This window comes from Domibacillus sp. 8LH, from assembly GCF_038806185.1.
Lineage (GTDB): Bacteria > Bacillota > Bacilli > Bacillales > Domibacillaceae > Domibacillus > Domibacillus indicus_A.
On sequence record NZ_JAVJNG010000009.1, the window covers coordinates 79,556 to 106,143 of the forward strand.

General features: G+C 45.6%; 35 protein-coding genes and 1 tRNA gene. 24 read left to right on the forward strand and 12 right to left on the reverse strand.

Annotated features, from left to right (window positions below):
- Positions 1–35 precede the first annotated feature (35 nt).
- Entirely contained in the window at positions 36–218 is a 183-nt protein-coding gene (locus tag RG959_RS12560) for a ComZ family protein (protein WP_242232378.1), read from the reverse strand.
- Between the two features lie 157 nt (positions 219–375).
- Between RG959_RS12560 and RG959_RS12565 the strand changes: the two genes are divergently transcribed.
- The 5 genes from RG959_RS12565 (at position 376) to RG959_RS12585 (ending at position 3,976) form a co-directional block, all read left to right on the forward strand.
- Positions 376–558, forward strand: coding sequence for a DUF2929 family protein (locus RG959_RS12565; protein ID WP_342797399.1), 183 nt, complete (start codon positions 376–378; stop codon positions 556–558).
- A 145-nt stretch (positions 559–703) separates the two neighbouring features.
- Complete coding sequence (locus tag RG959_RS12570) at positions 704–1,636, forward strand: beta-ketoacyl-ACP synthase III (RefSeq protein ID WP_342797400.1); 933 nt, start codon at positions 704–706, stop codon at positions 1,634–1,636.
- Positions 1,637–1,663: 27 nt separating this feature from the next.
- The gene (fabF, locus tag RG959_RS12575; protein WP_251270549.1) at positions 1,664–2,905 is read left to right on the forward strand and encodes a beta-ketoacyl-ACP synthase II; all 1,242 of its coding nucleotides are present in this window, start codon (positions 1,664–1,666) and stop codon (positions 2,903–2,905) included.
- Positions 2,906–2,984: 79 nt separating this feature from the next.
- Positions 2,985–3,173, forward strand: coding sequence for a YuzI family membrane protein (locus tag RG959_RS12580; RefSeq protein ID WP_242232374.1), 189 nt, complete (start codon positions 2,985–2,987; stop codon positions 3,171–3,173).
- A 56-nt stretch (positions 3,174–3,229) separates the two neighbouring features.
- The gene (locus RG959_RS12585) at positions 3,230–3,976 is read left to right on the forward strand and encodes a DUF3603 family protein (protein WP_309086822.1); all 747 of its coding nucleotides are present in this window, start codon (positions 3,230–3,232) and stop codon (positions 3,974–3,976) included.
- A 30-nt stretch (positions 3,977–4,006) separates the two neighbouring features.
- Here RG959_RS12585 and trpS read toward each other — a convergent pair whose 3' ends face one another.
- A complete protein-coding gene (gene trpS, locus RG959_RS12590; protein ID WP_342797401.1) occupies positions 4,007–4,999 on the reverse strand; it encodes a tryptophan--tRNA ligase in 993 nt (330 codons plus the stop codon).
- A gap of 366 nt (positions 5,000–5,365) precedes the next feature.
- Here trpS and RG959_RS12595 point away from each other — a divergent pair, with 366 nt between their 5' ends.
- From RG959_RS12595 to pepF, 5 genes are all read left to right on the forward strand, one after another.
- Entirely contained in the window at positions 5,366–5,959 is a 594-nt protein-coding gene (locus tag RG959_RS12595) for a GNAT family N-acetyltransferase (RefSeq protein WP_342797402.1), read from the forward strand.
- Between the two features lie 232 nt (positions 5,960–6,191).
- Positions 6,192–6,587 (forward strand): transcriptional regulator SpxA, encoded by a 396-nt coding sequence (gene spxA, locus RG959_RS12600; RefSeq protein ID WP_315692883.1) that lies wholly within the window; start codon positions 6,192–6,194, stop codon positions 6,585–6,587.
- A gap of 213 nt (positions 6,588–6,800) precedes the next feature.
- The gene (gene mecA / locus RG959_RS12605; RefSeq protein ID WP_342797403.1) at positions 6,801–7,442 is read left to right on the forward strand and encodes an adaptor protein MecA; all 642 of its coding nucleotides are present in this window, start codon (positions 6,801–6,803) and stop codon (positions 7,440–7,442) included.
- Between the two features lie 37 nt (positions 7,443–7,479).
- The gene (locus RG959_RS12610; RefSeq protein WP_342797404.1) at positions 7,480–8,664 is read left to right on the forward strand and encodes a competence protein CoiA; all 1,185 of its coding nucleotides are present in this window, start codon (positions 7,480–7,482) and stop codon (positions 8,662–8,664) included.
- A 68-nt stretch (positions 8,665–8,732) separates the two neighbouring features.
- The gene (gene pepF / locus RG959_RS12615) at positions 8,733–10,547 is read left to right on the forward strand and encodes an oligoendopeptidase F (protein WP_342797405.1); all 1,815 of its coding nucleotides are present in this window, start codon (positions 8,733–8,735) and stop codon (positions 10,545–10,547) included.
- Between the two features lie 249 nt (positions 10,548–10,796).
- On the opposite strand, the gene RG959_RS12620 is transcribed toward pepF, so the two are convergent.
- The 4 genes from RG959_RS12620 to RG959_RS12635 all read right to left on the reverse strand — a co-directional run bounded on the left by RG959_RS12620 (position 10,797) and on the right by RG959_RS12635 (position 13,364).
- Positions 10,797–11,615, reverse strand: coding sequence for a ClpXP adapter SpxH family protein (locus tag RG959_RS12620; RefSeq protein WP_342797448.1), 819 nt, complete (start codon positions 11,613–11,615; stop codon positions 10,797–10,799).
- Positions 11,616–11,620: 5 nt separating this feature from the next.
- Entirely contained in the window at positions 11,621–12,019 is a 399-nt protein-coding gene (locus RG959_RS12625; RefSeq protein ID WP_242232367.1) for a globin domain-containing protein, read from the reverse strand.
- A 120-nt stretch (positions 12,020–12,139) separates the two neighbouring features.
- Positions 12,140–12,766, reverse strand: a complete 627-nt coding sequence (locus RG959_RS12630) for a lytic transglycosylase domain-containing protein (protein WP_342797406.1) — start codon at positions 12,764–12,766, stop codon at positions 12,140–12,142.
- A gap of 4 nt (positions 12,767–12,770) precedes the next feature.
- Positions 12,771–13,364 (reverse strand): CYTH domain-containing protein, encoded by a 594-nt coding sequence (locus tag RG959_RS12635; RefSeq protein WP_342797407.1) that lies wholly within the window; start codon positions 13,362–13,364, stop codon positions 12,771–12,773.
- A gap of 109 nt (positions 13,365–13,473) precedes the next feature.
- Between RG959_RS12635 and RG959_RS12640 the strand changes: the two genes are divergently transcribed.
- Genes RG959_RS12640 through RG959_RS12655 form a run of 4 tightly spaced genes read left to right on the forward strand, consistent with a single transcriptional unit; the run spans position 13,474 to position 16,191 of the window.
- Positions 13,474–13,854, forward strand: coding sequence for a UPF0738 family protein (locus tag RG959_RS12640; protein WP_251270537.1), 381 nt, complete (start codon positions 13,474–13,476; stop codon positions 13,852–13,854).
- Between the two features lie 15 nt (positions 13,855–13,869).
- Positions 13,870–14,487: a GTP diphosphokinase gene (gene yjbM, locus RG959_RS12645; protein ID WP_342797408.1), complete on the forward strand. Its 618-nt coding sequence runs from the start codon at positions 13,870–13,872 to the stop codon at positions 14,485–14,487.
- Between the two features lie 26 nt (positions 14,488–14,513).
- Positions 14,514–15,308: an NAD kinase gene (locus RG959_RS12650; RefSeq protein WP_242232363.1), complete on the forward strand. Its 795-nt coding sequence runs from the start codon at positions 14,514–14,516 to the stop codon at positions 15,306–15,308.
- A complete protein-coding gene (locus RG959_RS12655; protein WP_342797409.1) occupies positions 15,286–16,191 on the forward strand; it encodes an RluA family pseudouridine synthase in 906 nt (301 codons plus the stop codon). The genes RG959_RS12650 and RG959_RS12655 overlap by 23 nt, the downstream gene beginning before the upstream one ends.
- A gap of 34 nt (positions 16,192–16,225) precedes the next feature.
- Here RG959_RS12655 and prpE read toward each other — a convergent pair whose 3' ends face one another.
- Positions 16,226–16,972, reverse strand: coding sequence for a bis(5'-nucleosyl)-tetraphosphatase PrpE (gene prpE / locus RG959_RS12660; protein WP_342797410.1), 747 nt, complete (start codon positions 16,970–16,972; stop codon positions 16,226–16,228).
- 163 nt (positions 16,973–17,135) lie between these two features.
- On the opposite strand from prpE, the gene fabI reads away from it, so the two are divergent.
- Entirely contained in the window at positions 17,136–17,915 is a 780-nt protein-coding gene (fabI, locus tag RG959_RS12665) for an enoyl-ACP reductase FabI (protein WP_342797411.1), read from the forward strand.
- Positions 17,916–17,983: 68 nt separating this feature from the next.
- Positions 17,984–18,391 carry a CotO family spore coat protein gene (locus tag RG959_RS12670; protein WP_342797412.1) on the forward strand — a complete coding sequence of 136 codons (408 nt, stop codon included), beginning with the start codon at positions 17,984–17,986 and terminating at the stop codon, positions 18,389–18,391.
- 33 nt (positions 18,392–18,424) lie between these two features.
- Here RG959_RS12670 and RG959_RS12675 read toward each other — a convergent pair whose 3' ends face one another.
- On the reverse strand, positions 18,425–18,928 hold the full coding sequence (locus RG959_RS12675) for a CotY/CotZ family spore coat protein (RefSeq protein ID WP_242232358.1): 504 nt from the start codon (positions 18,926–18,928) through the stop codon (positions 18,425–18,427).
- A 132-nt stretch (positions 18,929–19,060) separates the two neighbouring features.
- On the opposite strand from RG959_RS12675, the gene RG959_RS12680 reads away from it, so the two are divergent.
- The 5 genes from RG959_RS12680 (at position 19,061) to RG959_RS12700 (ending at position 20,753) form a co-directional block, all read left to right on the forward strand.
- Positions 19,061–19,510 carry a sporulation protein gene (locus RG959_RS12680; protein ID WP_242232357.1) on the forward strand — a complete coding sequence of 150 codons (450 nt, stop codon included), beginning with the start codon at positions 19,061–19,063 and terminating at the stop codon, positions 19,508–19,510.
- A gap of 16 nt (positions 19,511–19,526) precedes the next feature.
- On the forward strand, positions 19,527–19,883 hold the full coding sequence (gene spoVAE / locus RG959_RS12685; protein WP_242232356.1) for a stage V sporulation protein AE: 357 nt from the start codon (positions 19,527–19,529) through the stop codon (positions 19,881–19,883).
- A 68-nt stretch (positions 19,884–19,951) separates the two neighbouring features.
- A complete protein-coding gene (locus tag RG959_RS12690; RefSeq protein ID WP_285879211.1) occupies positions 19,952–20,065 on the forward strand; it encodes a YjcZ family sporulation protein in 114 nt (37 codons plus the stop codon).
- 23 nt (positions 20,066–20,088) lie between these two features.
- Entirely contained in the window at positions 20,089–20,337 is a 249-nt protein-coding gene (locus RG959_RS12695) for a stage VI sporulation protein F (protein WP_050182196.1), read from the forward strand.
- 155 nt (positions 20,338–20,492) lie between these two features.
- On the forward strand, positions 20,493–20,753 hold the full coding sequence (locus RG959_RS12700; RefSeq protein ID WP_342797413.1) for a hypothetical protein: 261 nt from the start codon (positions 20,493–20,495) through the stop codon (positions 20,751–20,753).
- A gap of 67 nt (positions 20,754–20,820) precedes the next feature.
- Here RG959_RS12700 and RG959_RS12705 read toward each other — a convergent pair whose 3' ends face one another.
- From RG959_RS12705 to RG959_RS12715, 3 genes are all read right to left on the reverse strand, one after another.
- On the reverse strand, positions 20,821–21,249 hold the full coding sequence (locus RG959_RS12705) for a GNAT family N-acetyltransferase (protein ID WP_342797414.1): 429 nt from the start codon (positions 21,247–21,249) through the stop codon (positions 20,821–20,823).
- Positions 21,250–21,252: 3 nt separating this feature from the next.
- Positions 21,253–21,768: a YjcG family protein gene (locus tag RG959_RS12710; protein WP_242232352.1), complete on the reverse strand. Its 516-nt coding sequence runs from the start codon at positions 21,766–21,768 to the stop codon at positions 21,253–21,255.
- 79 nt (positions 21,769–21,847) lie between these two features.
- Entirely contained in the window at positions 21,848–22,561 is a 714-nt protein-coding gene (locus RG959_RS12715) for an alpha/beta hydrolase (protein ID WP_342797415.1), read from the reverse strand.
- 134 nt (positions 22,562–22,695) lie between these two features.
- On the opposite strand from RG959_RS12715, the gene RG959_RS12720 reads away from it, so the two are divergent.
- From RG959_RS12720 to RG959_RS12730, 3 genes are all read left to right on the forward strand, one after another.
- Positions 22,696–24,342, forward strand: coding sequence for an ABC1 kinase family protein (locus RG959_RS12720; protein ID WP_342797416.1), 1,647 nt, complete (start codon positions 22,696–22,698; stop codon positions 24,340–24,342).
- 182 nt (positions 24,343–24,524) lie between these two features.
- Positions 24,525–24,597, forward strand: a tRNA-Val gene (locus RG959_RS12725).
- A 379-nt stretch (positions 24,598–24,976) separates the two neighbouring features.
- Positions 24,977–25,399 carry a hypothetical protein gene (locus RG959_RS12730; protein ID WP_342797417.1) on the forward strand — a complete coding sequence of 141 codons (423 nt, stop codon included), beginning with the start codon at positions 24,977–24,979 and terminating at the stop codon, positions 25,397–25,399.
- A gap of 60 nt (positions 25,400–25,459) precedes the next feature.
- Here the strand turns inward: RG959_RS12730 and RG959_RS12735 are convergent, their stop codons facing one another.
- Positions 25,460–26,434 carry an LLM class flavin-dependent oxidoreductase gene (locus RG959_RS12735; protein WP_342797418.1) on the reverse strand — a complete coding sequence of 325 codons (975 nt, stop codon included), beginning with the start codon at positions 26,432–26,434 and terminating at the stop codon, positions 25,460–25,462.
- Positions 26,435–26,588 lie beyond the last annotated feature (154 nt).

The following is a 26,588-nucleotide window of genomic DNA, read 5'->3' on the forward strand; positions in this document are numbered from 1 at the left end:
GCCGCATTTCTACATTTTACATGCAGCGGATTTTTTTATTCTTCGAGCAAGGCTTCTTTTTTACCCAGATCGTAAGCTTCCTGCATGACTTTCATAAACAAGCCAAAAAACGGCTCTGCCATTGCAGGTGAAAACTCAATGCCGGCTTCCTGCATTTTCTGCTGGGCTTCCGGCAGGTATTTCATTGCGATTTGCATAAATTCCATATTTTTTTCCATAAGAGGATCTCCTTTTTGGCTTCAGCCAGTTCTTTCCTTCATTTTATTCAATCTGCGCAAATCGTCAAGAAAAAGAAATACTTTTTGCGCTCACAAGCCGATAAATATGCTACTATTATGAACAGAGTACATAAAAAGAAGCAAAGGAGGCTGCCCTATGCAGTATATCATGATGTTCGTCTGGACGTTCCTGTTATCTGAAATGGTCGTGTATGTAATTTCTTCAATGAACGCAGAGCCATTTCACTTTGAAACAGGTGTTTTCGTTGCCATTGTCCTGACCATTCTGCTTATCCTTATGATCAAATTGATTCCGGACGAGCCAGTTGAAAAGCATTAAAATGAAAGCGGGTTCCCATTAGGCGGAATTCGCTTTTTCCTATTTAGGTGTTTTAGACGTTGCATTTAAGGGTGTTTTTCAGTAAAATTAGTACCAAGTCATAATAATTGCTATCACAATATGTGATTGAAAGAAGGTGCGTTTTTTGAACGCTGGAATATGGGGAATGGGACGTTACATTCCGGATCAAGTGATTACAAACTTCGATCTTGAAAAAAGAATGGATACTTCTGACGAATGGATTCGTACCCGCACAGGCATCGAGGAACGCCGCATTGCGGGAGATGAAGTCGGCACCGTCCATATGGCAGCAAAAGCAGCTCAAAAAGCCATTGAACATGCAGGCATTCATCCAGAAGAAATAGATTTGATTATTACAGCAACGGTTACACCGGACCACAGCTTTCCATCTGTTTCGTGTGAAATTCAGCACGAAATTGGGGCAGTCAATGCAGCCGCTATGGATATTAGTGCTGCGTGTGCCGGGTTTATGTATGGTATCATTACGGGAAAACAGTTTATCGAAACAGGTGCATACAAACATGTACTCGTTATTGGCGCAGAAAAGCTGTCGAATTTGATTGACTGGGAAGACCGGAATACCGCTGTTCTGTTTGGAGACGGGGCAGGAGCTGCTGTTCTTGGACCGGTATCAGAAGGGCGCGGAATTTTATCTTTTGAGCTTGGAGCTGACGGACGCGGCGGCAAGCACTTGTATGAAGACAAATATGTTAAAATGAATGGCCGTGAAGTGTTTAAATTTGCCGTTCGCCAAATGGGAGAATCCTCTATTAGTGTAATTGAAAAAGCGGGTCTTCAAAAAGAAGACGTTGATTTTCTCATGCCGCATCAAGCCAATATCCGTATCATGGAATCGGCACGGGAGCGCCTTGGCCTGCCTCCGGAAAAAATGTCTGTAACCGTAAACCAGTTTGGAAATACATCATCTGCATCCATTCCGCTCACAATGGTAGAAGAGCTTGAAAACGGGCGGGTAAAAGATGACGACGTGATTGTCATGGTTGGTTTCGGGGGAGGATTAACGTGGGGCGCCATCGCAATGAGATGGGGACGTTAACAGCAATTTAATAAAGAGGTGAAAGATGTGGAAAAACGAAGAGTAGTGATTACCGGTCTAGGCATTGTTTCACCGGTTGGAAATACAGTAGAAGAAGCTTGGAGTAGTATTACAGCAGGAAAAAGCGGCATTAAGCCGATGACCCGCCTGAATGCAGATGACTATCCTGCTAAAGTGGCGGCTGAAATCCGTGATTTTGAGCCGGAGCAATTTATTGAAAAAAAAGAAGCACGTAAAATGGACCGCTTTACACAATTTGCCGTTGCGGCGGCTAAAATGGCGGTAGCAGATGCGAAGCTCGAAATTACAGAAGAAAACGCGCCGCGCATCGGTGTCTGGGTCGGTTCGGGTATCGGCGGCATGGAAACGTTTGAAACACAGTATAAAACATTTTTAGAACGCGGCTACCGCCGGGTCAGCCCGTTTTTCGTCCCAATGATGATTCCGGATATGGCCGCGGGCCAAGTCTCGATTTACCTGGGAGCGAAAGGGGTAAACTCGTGTACCGTAACAGCTTGTGCAACAGGAACAAACTCCATTGGGGATGCCTTTAAAGTTATTCAGCGGGGCGATGCCGATGCGATGATTTCAGGCGGAACAGAAGCGCCGATTACGCAAATGTCGGTTGCAGGATTTTGTGCGAACACAGCGCTGTCCACAAATCCAGATCCGGCTACAGCAAGCCGGCCGTTTGATGCTGAACGCGACGGATTTGTAATCGGTGAAGGGGCAGGTATTGTGGTCCTCGAGGAATTAGAACATGCAAAAGCCCGCGGCGCTCACATTTATGCTGAGATTGTCGGTTATGGTTCAACCGGCGATGCTCACCATATTACAGCACCGGCACCGGAAGGAGAAGGCGGTTCTCGTGCCATGAAAATGGCGCTTGATGATGCAGGTCTTGCTCCATCTGATATCGACTATATCAATGCACATGGAACAAGCACGCCGTACAACGATAAGTTTGAAACAGCGGCGATTAAAACCGTTTTTGGCGACCATGCCAAACAATTGGCCGTTTCTTCAACAAAATCAATGACGGGCCACCTGCTTGGTGCGGCTGGCGGTGTTGAAGCCATTTTTACTGCGCTTGCCATTCAGGAAAACACACTTCCGCCAACAATCAATCTGCAAAACCCGGATCCGGAATGTGACCTTGATTATGTGCCGAACGAAGCACGTAAAAGTGAAGTCCGCGCAGCGATGAGCAACTCGCTTGGATTCGGCGGACATAACGCGACAATTGTGCTGAAACAATACAACGATTAAAAAAAAAACAGGCCCCGGCCTGTTTTTTTTTGCTTATTTTTGCATATACATGAAGGACAAGCAGCGGGGGCGTGATAGAATGAAACTCGTTCTTTTTTTAACCGGCTTTGGCCTGGCCGTAGCAGGCGGGATTAGTTTTATTATGTATTTGAATTTACTTGCTGCAGGCATGACATGGCCTGAATACATTTCCTTTACGATTCGCCGGCCGGAATGCTATTTATTTTTCGTCGGCTGGCTGCTCATGTTTTTCGGTTTTATTGAATAAAGTAACAAAAACGTGTCGATAATGAACCCATAAAACGGTAATCAAGGAGGAATTTGATGCTGTACCTTCATGATGTGTGGGTGAACTGGTTCGAAGGAGAAGAAAATGGATGCAATGTATGCCCGTATCACGAATGGCGTAAAGACGACGGGATGATGCTGCTTGATCAAGTACCGGTTTTAATTTTACGTAAAAATGCAATGGATTTCTTTGAAAAAACTCTTTGTGAATTGCCGGAAGAGCTGCTGCAGAAAGTAGAAAGCAAAGCGTTTATCCGTAAAGGAAGCAAACGTGAAATGATGGAGTACTGCTTTATTGTTTCAGATGGAGACCGGACAATGGCTGTTGATACAAATGGATACCGGGTGCCAATTAAAAAAAGCCGCATTATGCCTCAGCATGAGTTAATTGTCCGGGAAATGGCCGACTGCCATCCGGCAGAGCCGTTTTACTTCCCTGATATGGCTGAAAAAACATACAGCCTTTCAGAGCCGGCACCGGAATGGATGATTGGGTTAACAAGAAAAGAGCGGCAGCTAAAAACGCTTTTGTTAATGGCTGTTGATCAGCTCATTGAATCCGACCATGAGCCGGCGTTGAAGTACTGGCTCACAGAGTGGAAGCCGGCAAAATATGAAATTATCCGGCAGATGGATTGGACATCCGCTGTGAAAATGTTTAGTGAATCAGTTGTAATGGGCTGGACTTCTGCACATGAACAGCTGTGTGCCCAGATGATTAAAGGGCGCCCGTTCTTTGAAAAAATGTACGAGCAGGAAATGAAGGTCGTAACAAGCAAATAAAAAACGTTCCGGTTTAAACCGGAACGTTTTTTATTTGTGCTTGCGGCCGAGACCCATCGCATTTTCCATTTTTTTTAGCATTTTACCGGCTCTAAAGCGAGCTTTTTCAGCGCCTTCGTCTAGGATCTGGTCTAGCTCATCAGACTCAATTAATGCATAGTAGCGTTCTTGAATCGGTGCTAAATGCTTGATGACAACATCGGCGGCTGCCTGTTTAAAGTCCCCATAGCCTTTTCCGCTAAACTGCTGTTCAAGATCCGCAACTGAAATTCCTTCAAGTGCTGAGTAAATAGACAGAAGGTTTGAGACGCCAGGCTTGTTTTCTTTGTCGTACTTTACTACGCCTTCCGAATCGGTTACGGCACTTTTGATTTTTTTCTCGATTTGCTTCGGTTCATCCAAAAGCGTAATAAATGCTTTTTGGTTTGGATCGGATTTACTCATTTTTTTCGTTGGTTCCTGCAGAGACATAACCCGTGCGCCTTCTTTCGGAATACGCACTTCAGGAATCGTGAAAATATCATTGTATTTTCGGTTAAACCGCTCCGCCAAATCGCGTGTCAGCTCAAGGTGCTGCTTTTGGTCTTCGCCAACCGGCACCAGGTCGGTGCCGTAAAGCAGGATATCCGCTGCCATGAGAGGAGGATATGTAAGAAGTCCGGCTGATACCGCTTCTTTACCTGCAGATTTGTCTTTAAATTGTGTCATTCGCTCCAGCTCTCCGATGTAAGAGACACACTGAAGCATCCAGCCCGCCTGTGCATGAGCAGGCACTTCTGATTGGATAAATAGGGTTGCTTTAGAAGGATCAAGGCCTATAGCCACGTAAAGCGCTGCCAGGCTGCGGATATTTTTGCGCAGCGCGAGGCGGTCCTGCTGAACGGTAATGGCGTGCTGGTCTACAATACAAAAAAAGCAGTCATAGTCTTCCTGTAATTCGACAAACTGCCGCATAGCGCCGATATAATTACCTAATGTAACAGAGCCGCTTGGCTGAATGCCGGAAAAAATTGTTTTCATCATTAGTCCACTTCACTTCGTTTCATCTTGATATGTGTTCCATTATAAATAAAACAAAATGAATATTCAAGATGACAGGAAATAAGAAGAAAGCAGGACCAGCAAGACAGCACCCTGTTCAAAGGAAGGAAGCGGCTCATTGTACGGATATTTGCGGGGGCGTCAATGTGGCCGGCAAGACAAGGTGGAGAAGCATAATTTAGCTTTTGGCTACTTTGTTTAATGCTCTGAAAAAGAGTTGAATAAATTTCAAAAAAGCTACGAAGCGGCCCGATAAGCGGCCGCTTTTTTAAATTATAGGTTTAAGCGTTTAAAAACGGTCTATATTATATAAGAAGCACTTAATATGGGTAAGCAAAGGAGACATGCATGAACTGGTATGAAAAGTTGAATCAATATTTTCCGATTGAAGAAATGAAGGCAAAAGAACAAATCGATGTACTGCTCGCTGAACGCGGCGATGTTTACCATAAAGATGAAGGTCCGAACCACGTACTCATTTATGTAGAGTTTGACGGGTTTGTTTTTGTCGACTATCTTTTTGTGTCTAAACAAGCAAGGGGACAGGGACTAGGCAAAAAACTGATTAATGGATTAAAGTCGAAAAACAAACCGGTCATTCTTGAGGTTGAACCGGTTCAATATGAGGATACGGATACAGAAAAAAGGCTTCGCTTCTATGCCCGTGAAGGATTTGAACATGCTTCTAAAATCGGCTACCGCCGGCGTTCGCTTGCGACCGGACGGGAAACGGTGATGGAAATTCTTTATTGGAGCCCAAGCGGGGCAGATGAGGAAGATATTTACGAAGCGATGGTTCGGACATATCGTGATATTCATAAGTATAAAGACAAAGAAATTTACGGAGCTCCTTTCGCACCGGTAAGCGAAACCCTTTCCTTTGTAGATAAAGAAGAGCGTGAGAATATTCTTGAGCCGTTTGAATCCTCACAAAAAGTTTAAAAAGGTGCAGCTTTGACGTTTAGTTGACACATTCACCGGGTACAATGTATTTGTAAGTAAAAGATAATTGTTCATACAACTGAAAACGATATTCAATTGGCTGTCATTTCATGGTATAATACATATGTAGCCGGTTGTTGAGGAGTTTCACTTATCTATGAAATCTCCATGAACGTTCGATTCCTCAAATTGACAGGTATTATATATTTTATTTAAGGAGTGTGAATGAGGAATGGTTACACTATACACATCACCAAGCTGCACCTCATGCCGAAAAGCAAAAGCGTGGTTAGAGGAACACGAAATTCCTTACGTGGAACGCAATATTTTCTCAGAGCCGTTAAGCATTAACGAGATCAAAGAAATTTTGCGTATGACGGAGGACGGAACGGATGAAATCATTTCAACACGTTCGAAAATTTTCCAAAAATTGAATGTTGATCTTGAAACACTTCCACTTCAAGATTTGTTTGAATTGATCCGCCAAAACCCAGGATTGCTTCGTCGTCCGATTATTATGGATGAAAAGCGCCTGCAAGTTGGTTATAACGAAGATGAAATTCGTCGTTTCTTACCGCGGAAAGTTCGTACTTTCCAGCTGCTTGAAGCACAACGTATGGTTAACTAATTGACAAAGAAAAATTCCTGCCCAGTATGCAGGAATTTTTTATTTTTTTTAACCGTTTTAGCTTGAAGAACGCAGAAAATTCAGTTAGAATGTGCAGACACCTAAGTCTTTCTGTTTTCATTTACGCCTTGTTTATCATACAATATAAAGAAGGGATGGGGATATGTTTCCGCACCCCTGTGAACCCTCTAAATGGAAGGGAGAGACCGCATAATGGAAATTGAACGCATTAATGATAACACGGTGAAGTTTTTCATATCATATGTTGATATAGAAGAACGGGGCTTTGACCGCGAGGAAATCTGGTACAACCGGGAACGCAGCGAAGAACTGTTCTGGGATATGATGGAGGAAGTCCACGACGAAGAAGATTTTACAGTGGATGGGCCTCTTTGGATTCAAGTGCATGCACTTGATAAAGGTTTGGAAATTTTGGTTACCCAGGCAAATCTGACAAAAGACGGACAGCGTCTGGAACTGCCATTTACAAGCGATAAAATGGATGTAAATGGGCAGATTGAAGACTTGCTTGATGAACATTTTGACCGTTCAGAAGAAGACGATGCGCCGCTTGATTTTGTTCTTGCATTCCGTGATTTTGAAGACGTTATCGCGCTTAGCAATCGCGGCGGTCTCGATTACTTGATCACTTCCTTGTATGCGCACGAAAATCGTTATTATCTGTTTGTTGAGTTCGCGGACGATCGTTTCCAGGAAGAAGAAATTGACGATGCGCTCAGCATTCTGCTTGAATATACGCATGAATCCCGCATGACGATCCATACACTTCAGGAATACGGAAAATGCATCATGCCTGAAAATGTATTCGAAACCGTTCGTCAATACTTTTCATAACCAGCGTCCTCTTGACATGTCAAGAGGATGCTTTTTTTTGCAAAAAAAAGGAAGTGCCCTCCCGCTTGTCGAATCGTATAAAATGAAAGGAGAGGATATCTGTATGCTGTCGGCAGTGAATCGACAAGGAAAGCCGGTCGTATTGGCCGGGACAGAAGCCAAGTCACTAGCTCTTCGTTTAAAAAATACTCCTCATTACTGCCCGCAATGTGGCAGCCCTGTCATGATTAAAGCAGGGAATGTTAACATTCCACATTTTGCCCACATTTCCCACACTTTATGCCAATCATTTTCAGAACACGAATCTCCCAGGCATTTAGCCGGAAAAGCAGACTTATTTCAATGGATTACCCAAACAGCAGAAGCAGAATTGGAAGCATGTCTGCCAGGCGGAGACCAGCGCCCAGACATTTTAACAGGAAATATAGCGGTTGAGTTTCAGTGTTCTTCGATTTCCGCTGCTTTATTTAAGGAGCGGACAGAGAAATATACAGCGCGTGGAATGATTCCGTTTTGGATATATGGCGGCAAGCCGGTTGAGCGGAAAGGGAGCTATGTAAAGCTGACGCCTTTTCAGCGGCTGTTTTTGCGTTTTCATCCTCAGTTGGGCTTTTATTTTTTGTCGTATGACCCTGAACGAAAAGGATTTACGGTATATAAAAACATCACTCCGCTTACGGTAACACTTTGTACAGCACACCAGCGCTTTATTCCTATTCAAGACATGACGTTTCCTCCGTCTGCTTCGGGCAGCGAAAGAGATGTATCTGACCTGAATACCTTTTTTGATTACAGGCGGAAATGGATCGATCAGACCTGCCAGTTTGACCGGGGGCACCGACATCCTTTTCTTCAAGCGGTTTATGCATCCGGCCGTAATCCTTATTTGTTGCCGGAACACATTGGGCTTCCTGTCCGCAGCAGCATAGCGATTCGGAACCATCCGATTGAATGGCAGTTTTATCTTTTACTGGAGCTGGAGAAGCGTCCGGCTGAAGAAATTATTCGACGCCGAATCGAGCTTGGACATGTAAAAGAGCAGCCGCTGCCGCTTGCTGGCGGAAAAACACCGGAGATGGCCGCTGTAGAATATGCCGCGCTGTTGGATGTAATCGGAAATCCGCTTTCTTTGGACAGCCCTTCGCTCGGTGTGAAGCTGGAAAAAGAAAAAGCCTTTACAGGGGCATTCGGGAAGGCTGTTTTAGACAAGCTGATTTTTTGAGGTGAAAAACAAAGGATTATATAATAAGGAAGGAGAATGGTTATATACATAAAAGGAGGTTTTTGAAGATGGCAGAAAATGCAGTAAAACAGCTTCCGGCACGTTCTGAGGTGCCGGAGGAGCTGAAATGGCGTCTTGAAGATATTTTTGTAACGGATGAAGAGTGGGAGAAGGAATTTAAAGCGCTTCAGGCACTTGCAGGAGAAGCCTCTTCCTATAGAGGGACCCTTGATGAAAGTGCAGAGCAGATGTATGCCTTTTTCTCCTGGCAGGATGTTCTGCTTGAGCGGATGGGCCGTCTATATACGTATGCGCATATGCGATACGATGAAGATACTCAAAACGCCCATTACCAGGGCATGAATGACCGGGCTAAAATGCTGTATACACAAATTGCAGGAGCGCTTTCGTTTGCCGATCCTGAAATTTTGTCGATTGACGAAGAAAAAGTAAACGGGTTTGTCGCATCCCATGAGCCGCTCCAATTGTACAAAAAAGTGCTGGATGACTTAAACAAGCAGCGTCCGCATGTTCTGTCTGCAACAGAAGAGAATTTACTGGCGCAGGCATCAGATGTATTAGGCTCATCGAGTGCAACATTTGGAATGCTGAATAATGCTGACCTGGAATTTCCGGTTATCCAGGATGAAAACGGAGAAAGTGTACAAATTACACACGGTAACTACGTGCGGTTTCTTGAGTCATCGGACCGCCGTGTTCGAGAGGAAGCTTTTAAAGCCGTGTATGCCACCTATGGAAGATTTAAAAATACATTTGCTTCAACGCTATCCGGCCAGGTGAAACGCGATAATTTCTCTGCAAGTGTACGCCATTACAACAGCGCGCGAGAGGCAGCACTGTCACGTAACCATATTCCTGAAGAGGTATACGACAATTTAGTGGCTACCATTAACAAAAATCTGCCGCTGCTTCACCGTTATGTGGCGCTGCGCAAGCGGGTACTTGGTCTTGATGAACTGCATATGTACGATTTGTATACGCCGCTTGTAGCAGAAGGCAAGTTTGATGTAACGTATGACGAAGCGAAAGATCTTCTTCAAAAAGGTTTACAGCCGCTCGGAAAAGAATACATCGAGATTTTAACGACAGGGTTAGAAAGCCGCTGGGTCGATGTAGTCGAGAATAAAGGGAAAAGAAGCGGGGCTTACTCCTCCGGTGCTTATGGCACAAATCCTTACGTTCTGATGAACTGGCAGGATAATGTAAACAATTTGTTTACACTTGCTCATGAATTTGGGCACAGCATTCACAGCTATTATACACGTGCGAGCCAGCCGTATATTTATGGGGACTACTCTATTTTCGTGGCAGAAGTGGCTTCTACGTGCAACGAATCCATTTTAAATGATTATTTGCTGAAAGCAACAGACGATGAGAAAAAACGCATTTACTTGCTGAATCATTTTCTTGAAACATTCCGCGGCACGATTTTTCGCCAGACGATGTTTGCAGAATTTGAACACCTGATTCATGAAAAAGCACAAAAGGGAGAAGCACTGACAGCAGACGGCTTAAGTGAAGCTTATTACGCACTGAATAAAAAGTATTTCGGTGATGATATGGTTATTGATGAAGAAATTGCACTTGAATGGGCGCGCATTCCGCATTTCTATTATAACTATTACGTATATCAGTATGCGACGGGCTTAAGTGCAGCGATTGCGCTGTCTTCACAAATTTTAAAAGATGGCGAGCCGGCTGCCCAGCGGTACATTAATGAGTTCTTAAAAGCAGGAAGCTCTGCGGATCCAATTGAAGTATTAAAGCGTGCAGGCGTTGATATGACGGAAGCAGGTCCGATTGAAGCAGCCTGCCGTGTGTTTGAGGAAACACTGGACGAAATGGAGAAATTACTGGGTTAATTTGTAAGTTAACGCTGTCAAACCCATTATTATGTCGATTTTGTGAATTGAAGGGTCATTCCTTGCAAAAAATGTGCCACACATGGTACGATGGGGTCGTGAAGTTGATCACAAACAAACATATACCCCTTTGTTTGACCGTGAAAAATTTCTCCCATCCCCTTTGTTCGTAAGAAAGAGCCCCGCTTCGGCGGGGCTTTTTCTATTTGGATGCAATAAAAAAAACACCAGCATCCGATGCTGGCGTTTTTACTGAATATATTCCCAAAAAGTGCCGTGCTTCGTATGGATCCTGCGGACTTTTCGCTGCAGAAGCAGTTTTTTCATTTCGCATTCTGTCTGGCTGTCGGTCCAATCATAAACGCCTCTTATTTCACTTGTGGCCGCAATGCGAAAGTATTGCATAAATTCTTCAAGTGAAGGCGGGTCAAGCGGTTCTGGTATTTCTTCTAGAATTTCCTGCAGAATTTGTACATAAATATCATAGGAATAAAGGCCGGCAATTTTAATACCTTCATCTTCAATGCGTTCATTAAAAAATACGATCGTCGGCGCTTCGTCCACATCCATTTCACATGTGACCGCTAAATCACTTTGAAAGGCTTTTGTGGCACCAGCTGAATAAATATCATTTAAAAACTCGCTTTTGTCGAGTCCCGACTCTTCAGCACAGCGGGTTAACACAGCTATATCTGCGACATTCTCTTTATCTAAAAATAATTGCTCCTGAATTCTCCGTAGGAACTTACTGCCGGCCCGTTTTCCTTGCAGCTCAGCTGCTTTGATGGCAATAGATGCAAGAAAAGGAGATTCGATGGTCTCTTCCTCCCAGACGGATTCCTCGCAGGCAAGCCCGCTTTGTTCCACTGCAAGAAGAGGCTTAGCTGTATTCAAGGCAGTCAGCTTGCCGGTTAATACCTGCTTCAACTTGAAATAATGGCCGTATTCTACTTGCAGCTTCCGAATAAGGGGGTCGAGCGCCCAGCAATCCGGGCACAAAGGATCAATAAATACATAGAGTTCGAGCGGCTTTTGCCGGGCAGAGCAAATACGTTCAGGCAGTTGCATCGAATTCACAAAGCATCACCCTTATCATCCGGCTGGTTCACCATATGAAACGCCGTTTGTTTAAGTCGTTCAAAAAAGAAAACACGCAATTCACCGGTTAAATGCACATCATCCATTGCCGCATTCATGCACTCCAGCCAGGCTTCTGCGCGTGCTGGCGTAATAGGGAAAGGCAAATGGCGTGCCCGGAGCATCGGGTGCCCGTGTTCATCTGTATAAAGGCTTGGTCCACCTAGAAATTGAGTTAGAAATTGTTTCTGCTTTCGGGCAGTTTCGGTTAAATCATCGGGAAAAATCGGCGCAAGATCCGGATGCTGCGAAACGCGGCTGTAAAAAACGTCCACCAGTTCTGAAAGCTGTTTCCCGCCAATGATGTCGTATGGAACATTGGATTGCTCGGCCATAAACGTTACTCCTTTTTCCTCGTAATGTATCTTCATTTTAACAAGGCTTTCGACATAAAACAAATGATAGGATTGAGGGCATATCTCCAAAACATTCCTTTTCTTTAAAAAAAACCGGCTCTACGCATTGTAGAAGCCGGTGATCTTTTTTACATAGTTTTGTGTTTCATTGAATGGCGGGATGCCGCCATACTTCTTTACGTTGCCCGGCCCTGCATTATATGCAGCGAGCGCAAGAGAAATGTCTCCATCAAACATATCGAGCATTTGGCGTAAATATTTCGTTCCGCCAAATACGTTTTGTTCTGGGTCCATTGAATCTTTAACACCGAGGTAGCTTGCAGTGCCCGGCATTAATTGCATAAGCCCTGAAGCGCCCGCGTAGCTGACGGCATTCGGGTTAAAATTGGATTCCTGTTTAATCACAGATTGGATCAATTTTTTCGGGATATTGTACTTCTCGGCAGCCCGGGTAATGATATCATCAAAATTTGTTTTAGGTGCGGCTGCAATGTCGGCGCCGGCTTTTGTGAAGAGGGCTGGTGCAGATGCTGCAGAAGAAGCGGCACTTACAGAAGCGGAGGTCCCGGCTTGAATAATTTCAAGACCCTGCGCAAGCGCCTGCTGCAAAATAGAGCCAAACACATTGCCTGTCCCAGCGGCAGAAGAAAATGGAGAAGTGGTTCCTGTTCCAGCGGCTTTAGCGACAGTCGTGTTGATCATCGTGTTGAAAAAGTTTGTATCCACGTTGTTAGTTTCCCCCATGTTGTGTAAGTGCGTGATAGAAACGGCGGATTTTATTTTCTGCCGGTGTGTAGTCGATGCCATATTTCTTCAAAAGCTGATAAAAAACATCTTCTCCAGAAGCATCCTTTGCTTCATATTCAATCTCGTAATCTTCCTGCCCGAGATACGTGCTATGGTCAAACACGAGCAGGCCGCCTTCGTAAGCCATCTCTGCCCGTGTTGTTGAAAGCGTGCCAAAGTGAGCGAAATTGGCCGCGCCAGCGCGGCCAGCCGCCCGGCTGATGACTTTATTATCAGGAAGGGTGCCGGCTAAGGCGTCCTTCACTTCAAGTTGTGATAATGAAACCGTTGATTCTAAAAGACCTGTATCTGCTGGTTCTTTCAGCGTCATTTCCGCTCGTCCGCCCTTTTCACGGATGCGAAGCGCGGCGCCGGCTTCTTTAAGCAAAAAATCTGGTGTATCAAAATAGTGGTTGGACTGCTGTTGGAAAGGTCCCGGATCAAAAGCGGCGACAAGCTGATCAAACTGTGTTTTTGTAACCACACATTTAAATTCAATTTCAATTTCTTCCTTCATCGTGTCCGCCTCATTTTCCATAATGTTCTTCTTTTATTGTATCCTGTTCGAACCGTGTTTGAAAGAGTAAAATGTGGTAAAATGTTTACGAAGTTTTGAATGAACGGTTGTTGTAAAGGAGAAGTGAAGAATGAGAACGAAATGGCATTTTACAAAAACAGAATGGGCAGGCGAAACGCTTCGTCTTTTATCAGAGGAAGAGGTACAGGTCACACACTTAAAGCCGGTCTCCCAGGTGATTACCGATTCAGACGCCGCGGCTTTTGTGTATCTGGCGGAAGCAGAGCCGGGCTATGTTTATCTATATGTACACGAGAGTACGTGGGAAGAAGTAAAGAGAGCGATTGACGGCGGGCACCCGGTTGAAGCAGCCGGAGCGGACGGTACATTTCTGCTTGCCTCGTTTCACGAGGAAATGAGCGATCTGCTTGTCAACATCGAAGGAAACAGCAACTACGGCGAAGAAATGGTAGAGAAAGTGGAACGTGTTTTTTTCGCCGAACAGCGCTAATGGAGGACACCGTGCATGGACAACTGGGATGAGTTTTTAGTACCGTACAAGCAGGCGGTAGAGGAATTAAAAGTGAAGCTGCGCGGCATTCGCAAGCAGTTTACACTGGAAGACGACCGTTCACCAATCGAATTTGTGACAGGACGGGTAAAGCCGGTTCCAAGCATCTTAGATAAAATGGAAACGAAACGAATTCCAATGGAACGCATCCAGCAGGATATGCAGGACATTGCCGGGCTGCGCATGATGTGCCAGTTTGTGGATGATATTAAGATCGTTGTGGGGATTTTGCGCAAGCGGAAAGATTTTAAAATCGTTGAAGAAAAAGATTATATTTCCCATAAAAAACCAAGCGGCTACAGATCCTATCATGTAGTGATTGAATATCCGGTACAGACCATTCACGGGGAAAGAAAGCTGCTTGCTGAAATTCAAATCAGAACGCTTGCCATGAATTTCTGGGCGACCATTGAGCATTCGCTGAATTATAAATACAATGGCGATTTTCCGGAAGAAATTCAAACAAGGCTGCAGCGTGCGGCAGAGGCCGCTTTCCGGCTGGACGAAGAAATGTCCTTGATTCGGGAAGAGATCCAGGAAGCGCAGCTGTTTTTCACAAAGAAAAAAGAATGACTACTAAACGGCAGGGGTGAGGCAGGATGAAGTTTGCGATTACATCAAAAGGGGACGCCAAGTCCAATGCATTAATGCATAAAATCCGCAATTACCTGACGGATTTTAAATTAACATACGATGAAAGTGAGCCGGATATCGTCATTTCGGTTGGAGGAGATGGAACGCTTCTTTACGCGTTTCACCGGTATAATGGACGTCTTGATAAAACGGCATTTGTCGGGGTACATACGGGACATCTTGGTTTTTATGCGGACTGGACACCGGATGAAATTGAAAAGCTGGTAATCGCCATTGCGCGGACGCCATATCAGATCATTGAATATCCACTTCTTGAAGCGATTATCCGCTATCAGGATGGAGGTAAAGAAACACGCTATTTGGCCTTGAATGAATCAACCGTCAAAAGTGTGGATGGAACACTCGTAATGGATGTGGAAATTCGCGGCGAGCAGTTTGAGCGTTTTCGCGGCGATGGCTTGTGCGTATCAACGCCATCTGGCAGCACAGCCTACAATAAAGCGCTTGGCGGAGCTATTTTGCATCCGTCGATCCGCGCCCTGCAGCTGGCGGAAATGGCATCGATCAACAACCGTGTGTTCCGGACTGTTGGCTCACCGCTGATTTTGCCGGCTCACCATACGTGTATTTTAAAACCGGTTAACCGGCCGGATTTTTTAGTGACCATCGATCACTTAACAATTTTGCATAAAGATGTAAAATCCATTCAATATCGTGTTGCCACAGAAAAAATCCGTTTTGCCCGCTTCCGGCCGTTCCCATTTTGGAAAAGGGTGCATGATTCCTTTGTCAGCAGTTAATGGAAAGCCGTTTGAATTGTGCTGGACTGCGGATGAGGATGGACTGCTGCTCCGAACCTTTTTAGCGCAAAAGGCGATCTCCAAGCGTGCTTTAACGGATATTAAATTTACCGGCGGGCTGATTGAAGTAAATGGCCGCGAAGTAAATGTCCGCCATGTGTTATCTGCAGGAGATGCCGTACGGGTAGTGTTTCCGCCCGAATTACCATCAGGCGGACTCGAGGCGGAGCCGGTCGATCTTCCGGTTTTGTTTGAGGATGAAGCGCTGATCGCTGTCGCCAAGCCGGCGGGCATGAACACGATTCCGTCCCGCGAGCATCCATCCGGCTCGCTTGCATCCGGCCTGCTCTGGCTGTATAGGGAGCAGGGGCTGCAGGCAACGGCACACATCGTTACCCGGCTGGACCGCGACACATCAGGGATTGTCCTTGCGGCGAAAAACCGATACGTGCATCATTTAATGTCTGAGATGCAAAAGCAAAAAAAGGTGTTCCGTCAGTATGAAGCACTTGCAGAAGGCGTTTTTGAGCAGGCATCCGGTTTTGTAGAAGCGCCGATTGGCCGCCGGGACGACAGCATTATTGAACGAATGGTGCGTGAGGACGGCCAATATGCCCGGACGGTTTACAAAGTGATCCGGCAGTACGATGATTTTGCCCATGTGGCTGTTAAGCCGGAAACCGGGCGGACGCACCAGATTCGTGTTCATCTTGCCCATCTTGGTCATCCGCTTGCAGGCGATGATTTATATGGAGGCAGCAGGAGCCGCATAAACAGGCAGGCACTTCACTGCGGATCGCTGTCGTTTCACCATCCTGTAACAGGCGCGCCTGTCGATCTTACAATGCCCATGCCAATGGATATGAAAAATATGGTTATATAAAAAAACCGGATTCCACTATGGAACCCGGTTTTTTTTATGAAACATCGCTGAATGAACGGAATTTTTCTCGAACGAGCGGCTGCTGGGAATCCACCGATAGGATTTCACGCTCCGGCCAGCGCAGTGCGGTCAGCTTGCCGCCAAATACACAGCCGGTGTCGATATTGATGGTGTTGCCGATCGCGCGCGGCGCGCTGACAGGTGTATGGCCGTACACAACATATGCATCTCCTGCGTACTTTTTTGCCCAGTCGCGGCGGACAGGGGAGCCATCCGGATGTTTTTCACCTGTAATGTCTCCGTAAAGCACAAACGTTTTTACACGCGCATCAAATCGGCCAATATAGTCGGCACGTATCCCGGCGTGAGCAATCACAAGCCGCCGGTCTTCAAGCACGTGATAGAGCGGTGACTCTTCATACATAGACAGGAACCGTTTTCTAAGCAGGCGGTATTCATTGGCAGGCATGGAATCAAGCTCTGCCACTGTTGTTTCGAGTCCGTGTGTTTCCTGAACGTTGTTGCCAAGAAAATACCGGTACAGCTTATTGCAGTGGTTGCCTGGCACAAAAAGGGCATTTTGCTCTTCAAACAGCCGGCAGACAACGTCCATTACCCGGACCGAATCCGGGCCCCGGTCGGTTAAGTCGCCGACAAAAGCCAGCGTCCGCCCATCCGGATGAATAGGGATACCTTCGTCCCATTTGTATCCAAGCGTATGCGTCAGCATATGAAACTCATCGAAACAGCCATGTATATCTCCGATAATATCCAGCTTCATTCAATCGCTCCCCATTCATTTTTGTCTACTGCATTAGTATAATCCGTTTGGAGAAAATTTAAAAGCTGGGCAAAAGCTGGCATGATAGTCGTTGATTTTTTCGGCAATCATGATAAGATTAACACTAGGTACTAATAACTTGTATAAATGGAGGAACGGATTTATGCTATTTTCACTTGAAGGAAAAACGTTTGTCGTAATGGGTGTTGCCAACAAGCGCAGCATTGCATGGGGAATTGCCCGCTCTCTGGACGCAGCAGGAGCACGTCTTGTTTTTACTTATGCAGGCGATCGTTTAGAAAAAAACGTTCGTGACCTGGCGGCAACACTTGAAAATCAAAAGGATCCGTTCATTTTACCATGTGATGTAACAGATGATTCCGCGATTGAAGAATGCTTCCGTGCCATCAAAGAAAAAGAAGGCGTCATCCACGGTCTTGCTCATTGTATCGCGTTTGCCAACAAAGAAGACTTAGACGGCGATTTTGTCGATACATCCCGCGACGGCTTTATGCTTGCCCACAACATCAGTGCTTACTCGCTGACAGCGGTAGCAAAATATGCGAAGCCTCTTATGACAGAAGGAGGCAGCATTGTGACACTGACGTACCTTGGCGGTGAGCGCGTGATTACAAACTACAACGTGATGGGTGTCGCAAAAGCGTCCCTTGATGCAAGCGTGCGTTATTTGGCTGCTGATCTTGGCAAAGACGGCATTCGTGTGAACTCGGTTTCTGCCGGACCAATTCGTACACTTGCTGCAAAAGGCATCAGTGATTTTAATGAGATGCTGACTCAAATTGAAGAACGAGCACCGCTTCGCCGGACAACAACACAGGAAGAAGTAGGCGATACAGCTGTTTTCTTGTTCAGCGACATGTCCCGTGGCATCACCGGTGAAAACATTCATGTGGATTCCGGCTACCACATTACAGGCAATTAATTAAAAAAACCGTCCATATTGGGCGGTTTTTCTGCATATACTGGACAAAAAAGCGGAGGTGTGTGCATATGAAAAAAACACCTGGTCCCTTGCTTTATATTGGTCAGCCTCATTTGACGCCTATTCAGCCCGTAATGCAGAAAATTGCTAAAGCAGAATCAGAGGGAGAAATTATCGAAGAGGTGAAACAAGAGGCTGAGGAAAAGCAATTGACGCCGCCGGCCCAAAAAAAAGAAGAAAAGTCAGGCGACGGCCGCTTAAAACCGTTTCGGGAAATGAGTATAACAGAAAAAGTCGTTTACCTTGCTGAGCGGCGCATTCCGGTTCCATGCCGTTTCGAGTGGAGCGGTCCTACGGTTCGGGGTGTTATTCAATCGTTTGATGAAACGTACGTATGGATACTCGATGAAGAAAGCCATACACCGGTGCAGGTTCCCATTGCTGACATTGTGTATATCCGTCTCGCTGGAACATAAAAAAAGCCGCCCCGTTAGTGGAGGCGGTAGATTTTAACGGCAGATATCAAGATCAACGTCTTTGATGCACTGAACCGCAATAAATTCATTTAGATCGACCGTTACGCAGCTTCGTGTTTTGTCAAAATTTTCGACTTTGCACACCTGCTTTAAGCTGATGCCTTCGTCGCATGCAAGGTTAACCGGCTCATGATCATCATCAAGCGGCATAAGTACCCGCAGGCGCGCACAGCAGCTGTCAAATACATCTTCTACACGGAAGAAGATGGATACACAGCCGGCGTCACAATCATCAGCTTCATCTGGACTAAAGAAAGCAAAAAACGGCTTCCCTTTTTTTGTTGTCAGTGTAAACACACGTGTGTCTGCATTGCGGCGGCGCGGTCCATCCAGGTCGCCCAGCGGCTCAGCGAAGCAGTCTTTGCAATCACGGCACTCTTCATCTTCTCGTGCGTCTTGAATATCACGGATCGCGCGGACAACTTCGCATACACAGCTCTCAAACTTGTCATCATCGCGATGCTTGTGGCATCCCATTGTGCATTCCTCCTTTAATATCGGTACATTATTACAGTATGAATTTCATTCAAAAAGGCATGGACAAATGCCGCATTGAATGGAATTTTTTTTTTGGTTTCGCACATACTGATCGAAAACGGAGGTGCGGGTATGAAAAAAACAGCGTGCATTTTTTTAGTTCTTTTGCTGGCAGGGTGCGGACCCGAGCACGACGGGACGGCGATGATTGAAAAAGCAGATCCCGATGCTGTTCAGCTGGACGGCCATGATGATCAGCTGGCAGCGGAAATAAAAAAGGAAGCAGATTCTTTTGATGAGATTTACGATACAGCCGTTGTAAAAGGCACGAAGCAGCTGCTTGTAGCTTACAAAGTGCGCCATCTGGAGCGGTTTCGGATGAAGCAAATCGAAAAAAACCTGGCTGAACGCATGAAAAAAACGGCAGAAAAAGAAAAAGTAGAAATTGTTGTGTCAAGCGATTATAAAATTTTTCTTGAAGCAGTTCGTTTAAAAGAAGATATGGAAGCGGGACATTTTACAGAAAAAGAAGCGGACAAACGCCTGGCGGAAATTATTAAATTGAAAAAAGAAATGGCGTAGAGAAAGGAAGAAGAAGATGATCGCAATGTTTTTTTGGGCATTTGTCGTCGGCGGGCTTATTTGTGTCATTGGTCAGCTTATGATGGACCTTGGAAAGTTGACACCAGGTCATACGTTGTCGATTCTCGTTTCAGTCGGAGCACTGCTTGCAGGCTTTGATCTTTATGAACCGCTTGTAGGTTTTGCCGGCGCCGGTGCAACAATGCCGATTACAAGCTTTGGCAACTCACTTGTAGAAGGTGCGATGCAGGAAGCGAAGCTCCATGGAGTGGTCGGCGTGCTGACTGGCATGTTTGAAGTGACAAGCTCAGGTATTTCTGCTGCGATCGTGTTTGGGTTTATCGGTGCCCTCTTTTTTAAACCAAAAGGGTGAACAGGGCCCATCCCTTTTTGCATCTCTCTCATATGATAAGGAGAGAACAGCGAAAGGGGGAGAAATATATGGCAATGTATGGATGCGGCGGTTACGGTGGCGGTTACGGCGGCTCAAGCACATTTGTATTGATTGTTGTTCTGTTCATTTTGCTCATCATCGTCGGTGCGAGCTTTTATTAATGCATTAGAAGGAGGAGCGGACAATGAACGATAAATTTTTCGGCAATATTGAAAAAAAGACCGGCGTGCGTATGAGCGATGTATTTGCACTCGTCGACTCTCTTCAATATGCTGATTTCAAAGATGAACGGACAATCCGTGCGGTTGTCGCGCAAACAGCCGCGCTTGCCGGAAAAAAAGTACCGAAGCAGGTCGAAGATGAAATCGTCCGCACGATCTTAAAAGACGGCAAAAAGCTCGATATGAATACGATCACAAAGATGATCAAATGAGCCTAGAAAGAGAGCAGCAAAAACGCTGCTCTTTTTCCTATTTATACAGGTCAAACGATCTATTTCTCAATTAAAGCGTTTACGTAAGGAATAAATGAGGAAAAAGCGAATATACATGGAGATTAATGAATATTTTATTGAAAGGAGTGAATAACATGGGCTACATTCTTCCAATTCCACAATTCCAATACAATGATTACAGAGAACGGGTTTTAAACGAAGCAGCCGTTGGGTATGCACCGATTGATCCGACTTCAAAAGTAACGTTTGAAAAAGTGCTGCAAGACCGCACAGAGCCACAGGTCCAGTTAAGCACGGAAGAAATAATAAGAAAACGGCAAAGCGAGCATGAAGCATTTCGTGTACATATGGCGCAGATCAGTGGAAGAGGCATTGAAATTGACCGTCTTGCATAATGCAGCAGCGTTTACATAAGCGCATAAAAAAGCGTATTCTCTGCATCGAGAACACGCTTTTTTGTGGTTATAGCGATTTTGTCATCGTTTTATGCAAAATGCCTGCATCCACAAACTCGCCAGATACGACTGTATAGCCGCGCTTTTCGTAAAAGGGAATAGCGTGAAGCTGTGCGTCAAGCTTAAGCGCTGTCAGGCCGGCTACCGATTGAGCATGCTGCTCAATCGCTTCCATAATCAGATTGCCGGCGCCGCGCCCTCTTGCTTCTTTGAGCACACAAATCCGTTCCACTTTTCCAAATTCTCCGACAGTACGAAACCGGCCGGCGCCGCACGGCTTTTGCTCTTCATCATACAAAATAAAATGAACCGCTTCATCTTCCAATTCATCAATTTCAAGTGCAGGCGGAACATTTTGTTCTCCTACGAAAACGGTTGTGCGTACAGAATACGCATCTTCCCGCTGATCAAGATCTGTTGTTTTTACAACATTCACGTTTTATGCATCCTTCCCAAGTAAAAATGTTTCATAAACTGTCCATGAGCCATTCTCAAGCTGATACAGCAAATGAAAACGGTCTGCTTTTTCCGTTAAATCAATCGATTCCATCTGCAGGGCTCCGTATACATCGGAATGTTCATCATTGGACAGCTTCTGGCCAATTGTAATGTGGGGAACAAATCCATACGGCTCTTCACCCGGAAATTCCTCCGTATGGAGCATTTCATATAAAGAAGTGAGTGTATCGTTCGGATCCACTTTAAAATAAATCACGTTATTTACCGGTTCGAACGATTTAACTTTGCTGACGTGATACGAAAACGGCTGATGAAGCGAGGCAACACGGCGCAGCTGCTCTGCAATCTTGCTTATATCCTGTTCATCTGCGTCAAATGGGCTTTTTAACGTAATATGAGGCGCCACGAGCGCATAATGCGGATCATACCGTTTCCGGTAACCGTTTACTTTATCCTGCAAAGATTTTGATGGAAAAATGACAACACCGTATTTCATGTTCATTCACTCCTTTAAAATAACCTTTTCTCTATTAGTATACCAAACGTTTTCAAAAATGCAGAATGGGAGGCAGGCCTCATTCAAACATTTTTAAAAGCGCCCGTTTCATGTCTTTTTGCCAGTAAGTCCATGTGTGATTACCGGCAAACTCCTCATAAAAATAGTCGGTTCTTTTGCCGGATAGGAGCGAAGAAAGCGCCCGGTTCGGCGTCAGAAAATCCGCCCGTTCGCCGTTTGTCATCAGCACATCTGTTTCTTCAGTGCCGATCACATGATAAAGAGAAGGAAGGGTTTCTGCTGACTCGGCTAAATTCATTACGGTGCTGTCCACAAAAGGCGAATGCATCAGGACGCGCCCGAATAAATCTGGATGTTTTAACGCCGTCATAAAGGAAACGGTACCAGCAAGGGAATCGCCCGCAAGCGCACGGCCAAAACGGTTGCCGTGCCCCGGAAACTGCTCGTCCAAATAAGGAACAAGTTCATTGGCGAGAAAGCGTATGTATGCGGCTTGCTGCACGCCGTCCGGATGATACTTTTCGCGCCGGTCGTGCTTGTTAAGATAGGGAATGCCGACCATAATTAACGGTTCTATCTCTTCCGCTTCGAGCAGTTCATCGGCCAGGCGCGGGAGCCGACCAAGCTGAAAGTAGTCTTTGCCGTCCTGGCAGATTAAAAAGGTATACGAAAACATCGGTGAAAAGTCTGCCGGTACGTATACCAAAAAAGAAACGTCTTCTCCTAATTCGGCTGAATGAATAAAGTGATCCTGAATGGTTCCGCGTTTCATGTTAAAACCTCCTGTGAAAAATGCAGTCAGCTTATTGTAACATGACTAAAAGGGAATGAATGTTCTTTTTCAAGCAGAGGCAGCAGTGAGTATGGTATGATGAACAAAATACTGGAAACGGAGAAGGTGACAATGTGGGGAAAATCGGGACGCTCCGGCGCGCGCCGGAAATCGTGGCAGTTTTTGCGAGGCACGGCTTTGCCGGATATATAAAAGATCTTGGGCTGGCGGAAAAAATTCCGTTCACACGCTGGGCCGCCAAAGAACAAAATGTAAAAGGCGAAGAGCTCCGGCGGGCGCTTGAAGATCTGGGTCCGACTTTTATGAAGCTTGGGCAGTTTTTATCCACGCGAACCGACCTGCTGCCTCCATCCTGGACAGAGCCGCTCGCCAAGCTGCAAAACAGTGCACCGGCGATGCCGTTTGATGATATTCGCAAAATTGTGGAGTTAGAAGCGGGCCAGCCGATTGAAGACTGGCTGTTGTATATAGAAGAAATGCCGCTCGGTGCCGCATCAATCGGACAGGTTCACCGTGCTGCTTTAAAAGATGGAACAGAGGTTGCGATCAAAATTCGCCGGCCGGGCATCGAACCGGTGATTCGAAACGACATTTCGATTTTGCGCCAGCTGGCCAGCCTCGCTGAGCGAAACTCCGAGCTTGCGCGGCAGATCAGCTTAAAAGCGATTATTGATGATTTTGCGGCCGCCCTTGGCCGGGAAATGAACTACCGGCTCGAAGCCACTGAGGCAGCGGGAGTGCGGGAGTCGATGAAAGACAAGCGTATTTATGTGCCGCGTATTTTCTCGGAATGGACGACCGAGCGAATGCTGGTGATGGAATTTGTGAACGGAAAATCACTGCGGGGCAATGTGATCAAAGAAATGGGTGTCGAGCAGCGGCAGGAGCTTGCACGGGCTTTGTCGGAAACTGTGCTGCGCCAGGTATTTATCGATGGCGTATTTCATGCCGACCCGCACCCGGGCAACCTGCTGCTTCTGCACGATGGCCGTCTTGGGCTGATTGATTTCGGCAACACCGGCCGGTTGTCAGAGGATATGAGGCATCTGTTATCAGACTGCTTGTTTGCCCTCGCCGACCGCGATGCTGCAGCGCTGTCGATGCTTGTGCTCGAACTTGGTGCGCGAAAGCCGATCGAACGGCGCCTGCTTCAGCGTGACATCAGCCGCTGGATGGCGGGCTATATGGACATTGAACTTGCGGAGGTACAAATGGGCGCCATGCTGCAGGAGCTGTTTACTGTCGCTGGACGCCATCACATTTCCATTCCAAAAGATTTTGTTCAAGTGGGACAGGCTTTTCTGAAAGTAGAACAAACCGTCATTGCCCTTGATCCAGGCTCAAGCTTATCCGGTATGGTGCGCGATATGGCGAAAGAAGTGCTGTTTGGACGTATTCATCCGAAGGAAATGATACGCGAATCCCGTTCATTTTTGCGCTTGTTTAAAATGGCCGCCAACAAGCTGCCGAGTATTTTAAATGAAACGCTGAATGAATGGGAAGGCGGCCAGCCGAAGCTGAAAATGCATGTAACCGCTGATAACAATCTGATGAGGCGCCTTGAGCGGATGGCGTCACTCATTGTCCTCAGCGTGATTATGCTCGCTTTCAGCATTATTATGGCCGGTATTTTCGTTTCCATGGGCAACCAGTCGCCGATTTCCGGGACAAATACCTATATTATCGCGCTCATTACAGCGTTTTTAATGACGGTTCTCTTTATGACCGTGCTGTATCTTATGTGGCGAAAGATTAAATAGAAAAAAGGAAGCCCTTGCCGTTTGACGGAAAAGGGCCTCCTTTTGCGATCAATGCTCGGTAGGGGCTATCAACCGCATACTGCATGCATAAAAGAGGAGTAATATGAACTTACATCAATAAAGATACATAAACTTGTTGACATGCAAGACTTTATTGAATAAAATATAAATTGTCAGTAAACGATTCCTTAGCTCAGCTGGGAGAGCGCTACCTTGACAGGGTAGAGGTCGCTGGTTCGAACCCAGTAGGAATCATAGGAATTAAAAATCCATCCTGTTCAGAAAGCAGGGTGGATTTTTTGTGTTTAAAGGATTTTCTTCTATTCTAATGATCTATTTCATTTATAAAGAAGGAAACGTTTTAAATTCAATCTGCAGGGTACTGTAATCTAAATAAAAAAGATGTTTAAATGCCCTGCTTTTCGTCTCTGTTCCCAAGTTCATTCATTTTTAAAGAAACGTAAAAAATGCTATAATCATAGTGTAAGGGAAAGAATAAATTAAAAGGCGTTTGCCTTCAAAGAAAGGGCTGTCTCAAGCATAACAACTAATTGTATGTTGTCATAAGAAAGATAGGTAAGAGGCAGGATCTACTACAAAATACCATGCTTATGAGCATGAAGGAGATAGAACATTGAAAAAATTTATTACGGCTATACTTGCAGCGGCAATCGCGTTTTCACCGGTTGGAAGTGCAGTTTTTCACGATCAGTCTACAACCGTAGAAGCAAGAGGAAGCAAGGGCGGATTCAAGAGTACAAACGGCAGCGTGAACAGCCCTTCTACTTCAACGTTTCAAAATAAAAAAGCCAATTCAGCGGTATCTAATAAATCGACTTTTTCCACAAAGAAAAAGAACAGCTTTTTCTCAAGCCGATTAATGAAAGGACTTATGCTTGGCGGATTGGCAGGCTTAATATTTGGCAGTCTGCTTAGCGGCATGGGAATGCTTGGGTCTATATTAGGACTACTCGTTAATGTGCTTGCGGTTGTCGTGTTAATTGCGATTATCCGCAAGGTCTTCTTTAGAAGAAGAGCAAACCGTTACTATTCATAAAAGAAAGATCCTTCTGACAACAGAAGGGTCTTTTTGTTTTAGGAAAAGCAGTCCATTTATTTACAACATCACTTCGGCCAAACGGGCATAAGACTGTACTTTATCCTCAAAGTTGTGCACGTTGGCAATGACCATAAATTCTTCTGTTTGATAGGCGTCGCTCAGGGCAAGAAGCTCGTCCCTTATTTTTTGGGGAGTGCCGACAATCATCCGTTTTCGGTTTTCTTTTACTTTTTCTTTATCTGCCTGTGTAACAATTTTTCTTTTCGCTTCTTCAATTGTCGGAATTCTTGTGTCTCCTCCTTTTTCAACCGCTAAAAGCCAGGCATCCTGGCTGAGGGCGATTTCATCTGCTTTTTCCTGAGAAGGCGCACATACAACAAAAATACAGACATTTACTTTTGGGTGCTTTAGCAGGGCGGACGGCTGAAAATCGCTTCGATATTGCTTCATGGCTCTTTGGCCGTTGTAAGGATTAATAAAATGACCGTATGTAAAAGCGGTTCCGTTTTCGGCAGCGGTCCGTGCACCGCGGTGGGTAATGCCCAGCATCCACATTTCGGGAAGCCCGTTTGTCTTCGGATAGGCTTTTACCGCTTCATCTCGATCCCTTAAGTAACGCTGCAGGTCTCTTACTTGTCTCGGGAATTCATTTAAGCTCCTCCGCACGCCGTCTGTAAGAGCCAGACGGGTATCGGCTGCCCCACCGGGGGAGCGGCCGATGCCCAAATCAATCCGGTTTGGAAACAGCGCTTCTAACACTTTAAAATTCTCTGCAATCTTATAAGGGCTGTATTGAGGGAGAAGCACGCCGCCTGACCCGACGCGGATCGATTTTGTTTGTGAGGCGATATGCGAAATGAGTATTTCTGGTGCGGATCCCGCCATTCCGTTTGTATTATGATGTTCTGCTGTCCAAAAGCGGGTATAGCCCATGGCTTCTGCCGACTGCGCCAGCTTCACGGTTTTCTTTAATGCATCCGCTCCCGTTTCGCCGGCCGCAATAACAGACTGGTCCAATACACTCAGCTTCATTTTATCCCAACCTTTCTAACCGTAAAGCTTTTAGTTTGTTTGATCAAAAGATAGATTATCGAGGGAGAGATGTAAAGAAAAGAGCTTAAAGAAGAGATTATTCAGGAAAAGAAAGGTAAAATAAAAGTGATCTATATTTTATGGTTTAGTTTAC

Bases quoted from the DNA above. Each gene is read 5' to 3' on its own strand.
- RG959_RS12560 (WP_242232378.1), bottom strand. From the start codon at position 218: ATGGAAAAAAATATGGAATTTATGCAAATCGCAATGAAATACCTGCCG.
- RG959_RS12565 (WP_342797399.1), top strand. From the start codon at position 376: ATGCAGTATATCATGATGTTCGTCTGGACGTTCCTGTTATCTGAAATG.
- RG959_RS12580 (WP_242232374.1), top strand. From the start codon at position 2,985: ATGAAACTCGTTCTTTTTTTAACCGGCTTTGGCCTGGCCGTAGCAGGC.
- RG959_RS12585 (WP_309086822.1), top strand. From the start codon at position 3,230: ATGCTGTACCTTCATGATGTGTGGGTGAACTGGTTCGAAGGAGAAGAA.
- trpS (WP_342797401.1), bottom strand. From the start codon at position 4,999: ATGATGAAAACAATTTTTTCCGGCATTCAGCCAAGCGGCTCTGTTACA.
- RG959_RS12595 (WP_342797402.1), top strand. From the start codon at position 5,366: ATGAACTGGTATGAAAAGTTGAATCAATATTTTCCGATTGAAGAAATG.
- spxA (WP_315692883.1), top strand. From the start codon at position 6,192: ATGGTTACACTATACACATCACCAAGCTGCACCTCATGCCGAAAAGCA.
- mecA (WP_342797403.1), top strand. From the start codon at position 6,801: ATGGAAATTGAACGCATTAATGATAACACGGTGAAGTTTTTCATATCA.
- pepF (WP_342797405.1), top strand. From the start codon at position 8,733: ATGGCAGAAAATGCAGTAAAACAGCTTCCGGCACGTTCTGAGGTGCCG.
- RG959_RS12620 (WP_342797448.1), bottom strand. From the start codon at position 11,615: ATGCAACTGCCTGAACGTATTTGCTCTGCCCGGCAAAAGCCGCTCGAA.
- RG959_RS12625 (WP_242232367.1), bottom strand. From the start codon at position 12,019: ATGGCCGAGCAATCCAATGTTCCATACGACATCATTGGCGGGAAACAG.
- RG959_RS12635 (WP_342797407.1), bottom strand. From the start codon at position 13,364: ATGGAAAATGAGGCGGACACGATGAAGGAAGAAATTGAAATTGAATTT.
- RG959_RS12640 (WP_251270537.1), top strand. From the start codon at position 13,474: ATGAGAACGAAATGGCATTTTACAAAAACAGAATGGGCAGGCGAAACG.
- yjbM (WP_342797408.1), top strand. From the start codon at position 13,870: ATGGACAACTGGGATGAGTTTTTAGTACCGTACAAGCAGGCGGTAGAG.
- RG959_RS12650 (WP_242232363.1), top strand. From the start codon at position 14,514: ATGAAGTTTGCGATTACATCAAAAGGGGACGCCAAGTCCAATGCATTA.
- RG959_RS12655 (WP_342797409.1), top strand. From the start codon at position 15,286: ATGATTCCTTTGTCAGCAGTTAATGGAAAGCCGTTTGAATTGTGCTGG.
- prpE (WP_342797410.1), bottom strand. From the start codon at position 16,972: ATGAAGCTGGATATTATCGGAGATATACATGGCTGTTTCGATGAGTTT.
- fabI (WP_342797411.1), top strand. From the start codon at position 17,136: ATGCTATTTTCACTTGAAGGAAAAACGTTTGTCGTAATGGGTGTTGCC.
- RG959_RS12670 (WP_342797412.1), top strand. From the start codon at position 17,984: ATGAAAAAAACACCTGGTCCCTTGCTTTATATTGGTCAGCCTCATTTG.
- RG959_RS12675 (WP_242232358.1), bottom strand. From the start codon at position 18,928: ATGGGATGCCACAAGCATCGCGATGATGACAAGTTTGAGAGCTGTGTA.
- RG959_RS12680 (WP_242232357.1), top strand. From the start codon at position 19,061: ATGAAAAAAACAGCGTGCATTTTTTTAGTTCTTTTGCTGGCAGGGTGC.
- spoVAE (WP_242232356.1), top strand. From the start codon at position 19,527: ATGATCGCAATGTTTTTTTGGGCATTTGTCGTCGGCGGGCTTATTTGT.
- RG959_RS12690 (WP_285879211.1), top strand. From the start codon at position 19,952: ATGGCAATGTATGGATGCGGCGGTTACGGTGGCGGTTACGGCGGCTCA.
- RG959_RS12695 (WP_050182196.1), top strand. From the start codon at position 20,089: ATGAACGATAAATTTTTCGGCAATATTGAAAAAAAGACCGGCGTGCGT.
- RG959_RS12700 (WP_342797413.1), top strand. From the start codon at position 20,493: ATGGGCTACATTCTTCCAATTCCACAATTCCAATACAATGATTACAGA.
- RG959_RS12710 (WP_242232352.1), bottom strand. From the start codon at position 21,768: ATGAAATACGGTGTTGTCATTTTTCCATCAAAATCTTTGCAGGATAAA.
- RG959_RS12715 (WP_342797415.1), bottom strand. From the start codon at position 22,561: ATGAAACGCGGAACCATTCAGGATCACTTTATTCATTCAGCCGAATTA.
- RG959_RS12735 (WP_342797418.1), bottom strand. From the start codon at position 26,434: ATGAAGCTGAGTGTATTGGACCAGTCTGTTATTGCGGCCGGCGAAACG.